This window comes from Gemmatimonadota bacterium (assembly GCA_026705765.1).
Lineage (GTDB): Bacteria > Latescibacterota > UBA2968 > UBA2968 > UBA2968 > VXRD01.
In genome coordinates this window covers 1-11,375 of the sequence record JAPPAB010000116.1, presented here as the reverse complement: position 1 = coordinate 11,375, position 11,375 = coordinate 1, and the positions used below count along the sequence as shown (strand labels likewise).

Annotated in this window: 6 protein-coding genes; 2 read left to right on the top strand and 4 right to left on the bottom strand. The window is 50.3% G+C overall.

Annotated features, from left to right (window positions below; translation table 11 throughout):
* Positions 1-116 precede the first annotated feature (116 nt).
* Together OXH16_15850 and OXH16_15845 are read left to right on the top strand one after the other, a co-directional pair.
* Entirely contained in the window at positions 117-2,273 is a 2,157-nt protein-coding gene (locus tag OXH16_15850; GenBank protein MCY3682875.1) for a leucine-rich repeat domain-containing protein, read from the top strand.
* Between the two features lie 63 nt (positions 2,274-2,336).
* On the top strand, positions 2,337-4,478 hold the full coding sequence (locus OXH16_15845) for a leucine-rich repeat domain-containing protein (GenBank protein MCY3682874.1): 2,142 nt from the start codon (positions 2,337-2,339) through the stop codon (positions 4,476-4,478).
* Between the two features lie 50 nt (positions 4,479-4,528).
* Here OXH16_15845 and OXH16_15840 read toward each other — a convergent pair whose 3' ends face one another.
* The 4 genes from OXH16_15840 to OXH16_15825 form a co-directional block, all read right to left on the bottom strand.
* Positions 4,529-6,352 (bottom strand): ATP-binding protein, encoded by a 1,824-nt coding sequence (locus OXH16_15840; protein ID MCY3682873.1) that lies wholly within the window; start codon positions 6,350-6,352, stop codon positions 4,529-4,531.
* A gap of 1 nt (position 6,353) precedes the next feature.
* Positions 6,354-7,046 carry a response regulator transcription factor gene (locus tag OXH16_15835; protein MCY3682872.1) on the bottom strand — a complete coding sequence of 231 codons (693 nt, stop codon included), beginning with the start codon at positions 7,044-7,046 and terminating at the stop codon, positions 6,354-6,356.
* A 69-nt stretch (positions 7,047-7,115) separates the two neighbouring features.
* The gene (locus OXH16_15830) at positions 7,116-9,338 is read right to left on the bottom strand and encodes a CehA/McbA family metallohydrolase (protein ID MCY3682871.1); all 2,223 of its coding nucleotides are present in this window, start codon (positions 9,336-9,338) and stop codon (positions 7,116-7,118) included.
* 15 nt (positions 9,339-9,353) lie between these two features.
* Positions 9,354-11,252: an RNB domain-containing ribonuclease gene (locus OXH16_15825; GenBank protein ID MCY3682870.1), complete on the bottom strand. Its 1,899-nt coding sequence runs from the start codon at positions 11,250-11,252 to the stop codon at positions 9,354-9,356.
* Between the last annotated feature and the right edge of the window lie 123 nt (positions 11,253-11,375).

Here is an 11,375-nt window from a genome sequence, read left to right as displayed (position 1 = left end):
TTTCTCGGAGCTACGGTGACTTTTTTAATTTTACAGAAATTTAAGGACGCTATCCACGCTCGGGCAGATTATAAACCCTTAGCCTATCTCCGAGTGTCAAATAGAAGGAAAAACCAATGCGTAAACAGATTCTGTTTCTCTTATCAACATTTGCGCTTTTGATGTCTCCGCTGTCTCTTGCGGCACAGAATAGTACGGCAGGTGATCAAGACCTTACCCCGGACTTTGATGGAGATGGTCAGGTTGGCTTCCCTGACTTTTTGGCGTTTGTGGGTCAGTTTGGGACACGTGAGGGAGATGGGAGATATGACGCGAAGTATGACCTGGATGGCGATGGCGAAATTGGCTTTGGCGATTTTCTGCTCTTTAGTGCCAGCTTTGGCAAAGGGGAGCCTTCCTCTGGCGGTGATGGTGCAACGCTGGTTGTTATTCCGGATGGGAATTTACGCGCTGTTATTGAGGCTATTCTCGGCAAGGCGAGCGGTGCGCCAATCACTCAGAGTGAGATGGCGGCCCTGACGCGCCTTGAGGCGCGGAACAAGGATATTCGCGATTTGGTCGGGCTTGAGTTTGCTACCCGTTTGACATTCCTGGATTTTGGTGATGAGATAGTGGAAGGGCAATCTGTCAACAGCAACAGCATCTCGGATCTTACGCCCTTATCGGGTTTGACCAATCTGACATTTCTGAATCTTTCCAGCAACGGGATTGCGGACCTTATGCCCCTATCAGGCTTAACCAACCTGACAGACCTGGATCTTTCAGGCACCAACATCAGGGATGTGTCCGCACTCTCAGGCTTGACCAGTCTGGAATCTCTGGATCTTTCCAGCAACAGGATCACGGATGTGTCTGTATCGTCATTGCCAGTTTTGACCAATCTGAGGTCGTTGGATCTTTCCTCCAACTTCATTGGTGATGTTTCAGCACTGTCGGTTTTGATCAATCTGAAAGATCTGGATCTTTCTAACAATTTCATCAGGGATGTGTCAGCATTATCTGCCTTGACCGGCCTGGAAAGGCTGATTCTTGCTAACACCAGAATAAGTGATATTTCAGCGCTGTCTGTCCTGGTCAACTTGACAGATCTGGATCTGTCCTTCACCAGTATCAGTGATGTATCTGTGTTGTCTGCCTTGACTAATCTGGAAAGGCTGGATCTGTCAGGCACCGGTATCAGGGATATATCAGCACTCTCAGGCTTAATTAATCTGGAAAGTCTAAAATTTTACAAGACCAGTATCTCAGATCTCGCGCCGCTGGTGGCAAATACGGGATTGGGTGGTGGAGATGTGGTCGATGTGAGAGAAACTCTGTTGAGTGACACATCACGCAAAACGCATATTGTAACCCTGCTCCGCAGAGGGGTTGAGATTTCTTTTTATGTTAGTATCCCAGATGTTAATCTGCGCGCTGTTATCGAGGATAGTCTTGGCCAAGAGCAAGGGGCACTAATCACGGTAGCTGAAATGGCGGCCTTGACGCGCTTTGGTGCCCGAGATAGGAATGTCAGGGATTTGACTGGGCTTGAGTTTGCTGTTGATCTGGCGTGGCTACATCTTGGTTCCGGTGTGTTTGATATATTGTCCAACAGCAACGAAATATCTGACCTCTCGCCCCTTTCAGGCTTGACCAACCTGACCTATCTTAATCTTTCATACAACACTGTCTCGGATATCACGCCTCTCTCAAGCCTGACCAACCTGACTTCTCTGAATCTTTGGGGCAACACCATCTCGGATATATCAGCACTCTCAGGTTTGACCCGCCTGACTTATCTGGAGCTTCGTGTCAACGACATCTCGAATATCACACCATTATCAGGCATGTCCCGCCTTTCTGTTCTGTATCTCAACGCAAATAACATCAGTGATGTATCAGCACTGTCAGGCTTGACCAATTTGGAAAGATTGGGTCTTAACGGGAATAGCATCAGAAATGTATCAGCACTGTCAGGCTTGACCAATCTGACACGTCTGGTGCTTCAGTTCAACGACATCTCGAATATCACACCATTATCGGGTTTGACCAGTCTGGAAGAGCTATGGCTTTTCCGCAATAGAGTCAGTGATGTGTCGGCACTGTCAGGCTTGACCAGTCTGAAGATTCTCGATCTCGCAGGCAACTCAGTCTCGGACCTCGCACCTCTGGTCGCAAACACGGGATTGGGCAGTGGAGATAGAGTTATTATGAATGGCAACCCGTTGAGTGCTACATCAATCAACACACATATTCCAGCCCTTCAGCGCAGAGGGGTTGAAGTGAGCTTTTGAGGGTGGGATGAGAACGATGTGAATATACCAGGAGCAACTAAAAATATTTTCTCAAGGGGCAGTATGAAACGTTTTTGTATCGTGTTTGTGGTCATTGCAAGTAGTCTATGGGCAGGGCTGCCTTTGGCGCACACATCACAATCCAGACCTCTCCCCGACTTTGACCAAAACGGCGTTGTGGACATTTCAGACTTTTTGCTCTTTGTCGGCAAATTTGGCGCAAAGCAAGGTGATGAGATATATGAAGACCGATTCGATCTGGATGGCAATGGCACAGTTGACATTTCAGACTTTCTGATCTTCGTCAACGATTTCGGCAAAGTATCTCCTGAAGGTGATGATGAAAATGATGTGAATATACCCGATGCCAACCTGCGTGCTGTGATTGCAGACAGTCTGGGCAAAGGGCGCGATGAGGCCATCACACGGGCAGAGATGGCAACCCTGACGAGCCTTGAAGTCCAGGATGCGAACATCAGCGATTTGACCGGGCTACAGTTTGCTACCAATCTGACAGTCCTGTGGCTTACCGGCAACCCCATAACCGATCTTTCCGCGTTGTGTGATCTGACCAATCTGACAGATCTGGTTCTTTTTGGAAACACAATAACAGATATATCTGCACTATCCAACCTGACAAATCTGATACACCTGAATCTTAATCACAACACTGTCTCAGACATCTCTGTGCTATCTAACTTGACTAATTTGGAATGGCTGTTCCTTGCCGACAACGCAATAACAGATATATCTGCACTGTCTAACCTGATCAATTTGAGTGGTCTGGATATTAGCGGCGCCAACATCACAGACATCTCTGTGCTGGCTAAATTGACCAATCTGACACAATTGGCACTTAACGACAACTGTATATCAGATCTCTCTGTACTGGCTAAATTGACCAATCTGACACACCTGAATCTCAGCGAGAACCGAATCTCGGACTTTTCGCCATTAGTGGCAAATACGGGATTTGGCAGTGGCGACGAGGTTGAGGTGAGGAAAAATCCCTTAAGTCCCGAATCGCTCAACACGCATATACCTGCTCTTCAGAGTAGAGGTGTTGATGTACAATTTGACGACCAACCGGTATTGGTATGTATTCCAATTCTTCCGCAGAATCTCTCAGTAGATGCGGGTAGCTCTCACACTTTACAGGCCAATTATCTGTACATTGATCGCGAGGCAATAAGGCCCGAAGGCCAACGCGGGTATGTTACTGCCGTGGTGTATGCCGATTTTAACCAGGATGGTCACATTGATGTCTTTTATGCACCGGGTGATGGGTGGCAGCACAATACATTTTCCGCGGAGTTGTACCTTAACGATGGGGCAGGGTGTTTCTCTCTCGACACTAATTTCTTTGATGGGAATCCACCGCGCCGGTTAGCACCGAGAAAGGCCCTCCCGGGGGATTTCAACGGAGATAATCGAATGGACGTTTTCGTATTGGGCCATGGCTATGACAAGCCACCATACCCCGGAGAGGCACCATACGTAATTCTTTCATCGCCAAACGGATACGTTGGCAGTGGGTTGGACACCTTTATTGGGTTCCATCACGGCGGCGCATCAGCCGACATTGATGCCGATGGGGATATTGATGTATTTATTACCAACTCGCCGTTCGGCACACCTTTTTTTCTTATCAATGATGGCAGCGGCTCATTTACACAGGATACGGACCGGATTGAAGGCATCATCCGTGAGCAGCTATATACGGCTGAGTTGGTTGATGTCGATGGTGACGATTTTCTGGACTTGTTGGCCGCGGGTCATGAGTATGATCCCCACGGAGGTAATCTCCCAACTCAGATCCTGTGGGGTGACAACACCGGTGTATTCAGCACAAATAGAGCGACGATTCTTCCAAGTGTCTCTGGCCGCGGCATTGTCGTTGATATTGACGTAAGCGACACGGATAAAGATGGCGACAAAGACATTGTCATTAACCGGACCGGTGACGAGAGTGCCGCTGTCTATGAAGGGTACTATGTGCAATTGGTTGAGCAAGTCGGCGCGCGCCGCTTTGAGGACAAGACCGCACAGTTAATTTCCAGCTACGAAGATGCTGAGGCCGAGTGGTTTGACTGGATCCGCATGTGCGATTGCAATGGCGACGGGCATGTGGATATCGTGGTTGACGATGCCGCCAGAAACTTGATCTGGGAGAATGACGGAATTGGCGCATTTCGACCGCGATAAGCGCAGAAGCCAATTCACCGCTTGATATTTTATTTAACGCGATCCCTTTTTTATTCCCGTGGCAATGTCAATCCAAATGTCGACCCCTTGCCCTGTTCACTCTCGACATAGACCCGCTCACCGTGTGCATCCATGATGTGCCGAACAATTGACAAGCCCAGACCCGTCCCGCCCATTGCGCGCGACCGCCCTTTATCGACCCGATAAAATCGCTCAAAAATGCGATCCATATCTGAAAGCGGTACCCCAATACCCGTGTCCTTTACTTCAAGTGCAATGCGACGCGTGCGGGTCTGATTTTCAATTTCCTCGGGTCTATTGCGACGGTTTTCCCGATCATTTTCCACAGGCTTGAAATCCCGCGTCTGAATCCAGATTTTACCCCCTTCGGGCGTGTATTTCACGGCGTTGTCGAGCAAATTGAGCAATGCCTGTTCAATGAGCTTGCGATCGCACTGCACCTGTACATTTTCTTTTATGTCTATCTCGATGGTAAGGGCTTTTTCTTTCGTCAGTGGGCGTATCTCTCCAACGACGGCGTTGACCATCTCATGTACGGGATATACGCCGGTCTCAAGAGGCAGAGCACCCGATTCGATACGCGATAAGTCCAGAATATCTTCTACCAGATTGTGCAGGCGATCCGCATGGGTGTTGATCATTTTTACGAATCGCTGTGAGGCTTCTCTGTTGTCTAAGGCACCGTCTGCCAGCGTGGCTGCACATCCCTTAATGGTTGTGAGTGGGGTGCGCAACTCATGCGAAACATTGGCGACAAAATCTTTGCGAATGCGCTCCAGGCGGCGCAGTTCCGTGATGTCGTAAAAAATAGTTACAGAACCCGCGATATGATCGTCTTGCAAAATAGGTGCAGTTTGTACATCGAAATGGCGTTCTCGGCCGTCTGAGCGGGTGAGATCTAAAAATACCACTTGTCCGGTTGACAGGGTTTGATCAATCGCATCTTGTACGTCTCGATGGCGCACAAGCTCAATGGGCATGCGCCCTTCAATGGTGTCAGATACACCAAATAGCTTCTCAAATGTCTGATTGCCCATCAGGATGCGACCATTCTGGTCCGTGACCAGAATCGCTTCTGTAATGCTCGGCAAGACAGCTTCTAAACGCGATTTTTCAAGTGTGATTTGCCCAATTTGCACCTGGATCTGCTGGCGCATGTCGTCTAATGCTGTGCCCAATTCGCGCAATTCTCGCGTGGAACTAACGCGAAGTGTGGGGTGTTTTAATCTTCCCGAAGCAATGTTTTTGACGAACCAAATGGCATCTAAAATCGGGCGCGAGATATATCGCGAGGTGACATAAGCCAATAACAAGGCGAGGCATAATCCCAGTATCGATGCCATCCATATCGCCCGTGCAATCAGTTGTTCTATATGCCCTATATCGCGCAGGGGTAGAGCCAGTCGCAGGGCAAAATTTCTATCGCCAATTTCCGGTACTGCAGTTGCGACATATAATATTTCGATATCCTGTGTGTTGCTATAGCGCAAGTTGCTTCCCCGCCCCTGTTGAAGTGCCGCGCTTATTTCTGGATATTCGGCGTGATTTTCCAGAGCGCTCAGATCAGGTGGGTCGGTTTCCGAATCGGCTAATACGCGCCCTTGACCGTCGATCAGTGTTGCACGCACGCCCAAACGCGCGCCTATCTCGTCGACGAGTGGGACGAGTTCCTCATCGGTATTTGCCATGTCGCTGAGGTGTGCGCGGGCAAAACGCACTTCGCGCAAAAGTCTCTGTTCGAGATGATAAACCCAAAAGTCGCGTATGACGTGATCCAGATACAGATGTGCAGATACCAGTACCAGTACCAGTACAGAAAGGCAGGCGAGCATCCATTTCCAGTGCAAACGCATTCTATACTCTCTCTCGGCGGAATCGATAACCCACGCCTCGCACGGTTTCGATCCATTCGCTTGCTTCGCCGAGTTTCTCGCGCAACCGCCTGATGTGTGTATCGACCGTGCGCCCATAACCACTGTATTCATAACCCCATACTGTATCGAGTAAGTCGTCGCGCGTTTGCACGCGTCCACGGCGTTCGATCAGGGTTATGAGCAGTTTAAATTCTGTGCCCGTCAATTCCAATGGGTCGCCGTTTAACAGGGCCTGGTGTGCGGCTTTATCGATAGATATCGGTCCCAGATGTAACCAGGCATCTGGGGTTGATTGCAAACTGTCCTGGCTGCGCCGCAGAATCGCCTGCGCTCTCAAGACGAGTTCGCGCGGGGAAAAGGGTTTGACAACGTAGTCATCGGCTCCCAATTCCAATCCCACGATGCGATCTACTTCCTCTTTGCGCGCGGTTAACATCAAGATGGGTATGTGACGGGTTCGCGCCTCTTGTTTTAATTGCCTGCACATATCCAGTCCGTCGATGCCCGGCAGCATCAGGTCCAGTATGATCAAATCTGGCAGAACCTCCTGAACGCTCTGGAGAGCATGCTCGGCATCTTCTGCTGTTTCAACATCTAATCCGGCCTGATCGAGGTTGTAGCGCACCATTTCCAAAATATCGGGTTCGTCTTCAACCACCAGAATTTTATTCATTTTATTTTCCTGGTATGAAAATGGATGATGTACATATTTCTAAAAAATAAATATAATACGGTGGTCAAATTATTGTGAAGGTTTGAGGACAAATACCATGTCGATGGCTTGTAGTTGTTGGGTCAGCGTATCCAGGGCGTTTAGTTCAGACAGGTTGACGGGTGTTTGCAATAGACGCTGGATATCTGGATGGTCAAAGATGCGTTGCGGTGGCGCTTCGTAGCCTTTTGCTTCTACGCGAATCTGGCTGGTCGCAGGTGCCCAAATTTGAAATGTTCCGCGTTGGGCTACCGTCTGCAGGACTGTTTTGCCAATGGGATCAATCACTCGAATAATGGTCTGGGGTACGGGAGAATGGTCGCTCATTTCTATTTTGCCCTGTACTATGGCCTGAACAGGTTGGGGAGGCGCGAAATTTTTTGTTTTGAAGTAGATTGGATTCGTCAATGCCACACGCGATGTATCTGTACCATAGCACCGGGCGAGGTACCAGCAGTTGACAGTATCTTCGAGTGCTGTTGATATCCGATATTTTCGCGGTTGTTCTTTCAAATCCCAACTCTGGATTATCTGTGCATTGCGGATCAGTTCAATGCGCGTCAAATACGCATCGAATTTTGCGGCTGCCCAGGCGTGAATTATTGCCCGTCTTGTGTGGCCTGCTGGCAATTGGTCGCCGGGTCCGGCTGCAAAGATGGATAGTGAGATCAGAGGTCCGTTGGTTATCATATTTTGTCCGCTGGCTATTGCGCGCATCAGTCTATCGGCGGTCAGGTCGCCGGGCACATGTGTGTATGTGCGAAAATGTTCGTCGGAAAAAGCTGTGCCCGCAATGCGGTACCCCCGATTGAGCAGTGCAAACCAGATTGCCCGCGCTTCGGGATGTGCGATATCGAGTGCGTCAAAAGCCGGTCCAGCGAGAATATCGAATAACGAGGTGCCCAGAATCTCTGTGTAGCCAGTAATACCGCGGTCTAAACGCGTCTGGGCATGTAACTCGAATCCGGCTTGCTGGGAGGTAAATAGACCCGTGGTGCCCAATACCCATTGTTTTCCCCCGCGGGTTTCAACATATTTGCCGGGTAGTGTCAGTATCGAATTTTTATTCACATTCTCTGGTAGAGCTGCCCAGTCCAGTCCGCGTGCCTGCGCATCATTGCTGTTGAGAAGATCACCTGCCACCCATCCCCGTGCGTGGAGATCTCCCCAGGGTTTGAAGGGCAATTCTACCATGTGTTCACGACCGGGTACGAGGTGCAAGACCTGTGGTTCTGGCGGCAGGTGCGCCAAACCGCGCATTGCGGATACGGTGATTGTTTGGGGTGGTACATCGATTGCAAATGCTCCGTTGGCAACAAAACCGCGTTCTGCAAATCCCGTTTGTAAAATAGTTCCCAGAGAATCGGCGACGATTACCCGGCCCAATAGGGGGTGCCCGGTTTCGGCATTGAAGAGACGACCGCGCAATCGGGTCGCTTTTTTGTCGCCGACATAGGCCCGGGCGCTGAGGTGAGCCAACCGCGCCCGCACATAGACGCCGCCCATGTTTTCATCGGTGTCGCGCAATGTGGCTGTCGCTGTGCCATTTTCTATTTGTGCCCAGGGGGTTATTTGCCCGCGACTCGCTTCGAAGATAACCACGGCTCCATCATGAGAAATCACACTGTCCTGCCCCGTCGCAGGTATATGGTGAGGTCGTGCTATAAAGCTGTCTTGTATGGTCACGCGCACCCTTGAGACGCGCGCGCCACTTGTGGGAAAATTCGCTGCTTTTAATTGCAGGCCGAGGGGCATTCGCGATGCAATTTTGTGCAGACGCACATCGTCAAAAGCCGCTTCTTTTCCTTCTGTAAGACAAATTACGCGCCCAAACAGGGCTTTTGTGGGTACCACAAAAGTCCCTGCCCATTGCGTCCACGACGCGCCTTCTGTTGTTATTCTGCTTTCGCCCACTGGCGTCTGATCTTCTGACAACCATCGGATGCGTGCAGAAGCTCTTGCACTGTCGGCACGCGCCCATCCGGTTAAGACGTAAACGGCTCCCGGCTGAATATCGACGGGATCGCTGATCAGGGCGGTGGGTTCACCCCGCGGTCCTCCTATCATAAGGACTGAGATTTTACCGCTGTGGGCGCGTTCGCGTTCGACCATGACCCGCGTAGAATCGGGTACGGGAGACCAATTTACAGGTATCTGCGATGCTGTGATTTGTTCAAATCCCCCGTTGGGCACGTCCGCCCAGAGGTGTGCGTTAAGAGAAAAAAAGAGAAACAGGTACCATACACGGATCATACTCTTGTATCCTTTTTATTTTATTACAAATTGAATATCATCCGCCCAGGGATCTATCCGCGTCAGGCGCACGCTTATGGGTTCACCCACGCGGATTTGTTCCGGTAGGCGTATGTCAACTTGCAGGGCATAGTCCAGGACTTCGATCCGGGCACGGTGGTCCCATGTGTTTAACACGAGTGCGTCAAATACCTGTCCTCTGTATTGCGAGAGATGGTGGTATATCCAGTAGCGCTCTCTGCGCTGTTCCAGGCGGTTGATCAGGCGGAGGCGTTCTTCGAGGTAGGGACAAAGTGTCGTCAGGTCATCTATAGAGTAGGGCAAGGCTCTGTTGTCGATGATGGCGACGAGTTGTCGCTGTGATACCAGGTCTATGAATCGCCTCAGGGGAGATGTGGTCTGGCAATAGGGTTCTACCCCCAGGCCACCGTGCAGGCCGGGCTGTAGTGAGATTGCTGCTGCGCGCATGCGCGTCAGTGTCTGATAGCGGTGTACTTGCTCGTTATCCGTGGGTTCTAAATCGGAGAGGTCGGGCGCGTCCTGTACGCGAAAGATCGCGGGTGCGTTTTGTTCAACACACAATTTGGCGGCTTCGACATTGGCTTTGACCATCAGTTCGCTGATCAGCAAATCAGCCCTGGAGTCGCGTTTTTTTATTTCGATGTTTACGGTTCCGTCAGCCGAGATATTCACGCGGCGATCAACCTGATCAACTGCTATAGCACCGGCTTCGACGCGCTGTATTAAAAGCGATTCTGCCGTGTCAAATAGGGCTGATAATATCGCGTGCCTGGGATGAGTTGCATCGTCGAGTATTGCGTCTGCTGCGTCATAACTCAGTTTTTCGCAACACCGGATGACGGAGAGCGTCCAGGTCGGGGTTTCCATCGCGCCATCTGATTCCACATTCCACAAGAGGCTGACGGCCAACCGATTCTCATGCGGGATAAGACTGCCCAGATTTTCCGATAGAACGGGCGGCAACATGGGATATTTTGCATCTGGAAAGTAGAGGCTTGCGCCGCGGTTTCTGGCTTCTTCGTCGAGGGCTGAATGCGCGGGGATCAGCGAGGAGATATCGGTAATATGCACGCCGATTTGATGGCTGCCGTCTTCCCGAAATTGAACTGATATCGCATCGTCCATATCTGTTGTCGATGCGTCGTCAATGGTCACGGCATCTATGTGTGTCAGGTCTTGGCGATTTGCAAATGCGTCGCTTTTATACATGGCTTGAATCGCGTCCGCTTCTTTGATCAATATGTCGGGAAAATTCAGAGGTACATCTTCGCGCATCAATTCGCCGAAGGCATGCCGATCCCATATGCCTTCGGCGACTAAGCGATCAAAAGCTTTCCGCGCAGAGAGGGTCTCGCCAGCCATGCGTTCCAGCCAGTGTGCATGGTTGCTCTGTTCGCCGCGTAGTGCGACGTCTTTTATCCGTTCGATCCATTCGTCTTTGCCGGTACCTTGAAACCGAAGCCATTTCAAAAATGCCTCTCGTTCCACTTCTCGCTCTTTTTCGCGGGCGACTATTTCCAATCTGTGGCTAACTTCTGTACGGTCTGCTGCGCGAAACCTTCGTCCTTCGGCATCGAAGTAGATACTCGTTTCCAGTGCGACTAAAAATGCCGACATTTGTTCCGATGTCGGCGTGTGATTGTCATGCAGTTCGGCCAGTTCGTTCAGATCCCAGATTTCGTCTTCTTCTACGACGAGTTCCCACAGGTCGCAAAGGTCAATGTCGGCGCTTGTGGTTTCTGCCCGGTTGAGCCACGCTGTGCCGGCGGTTTTGTCATTTTCGATGTGTCCGGTTGTCTGAAGTATATTTTCTATGGGTACATTGTGTGATGTGCGCGCCGATACCGCAAATCTGGCTCTGGTATGTGAGATGTTGACACATACGCCCGCCATGAGCCGGTTTCTGTAGCGGAACAAAGTTATTTCGTTTTTTTTTGGCAAGGTGTTCATAGGCGAATCTGCGAATCAACGAATCAACGAATCAACGAATCAACGAATCAACGAATCAACGAATCA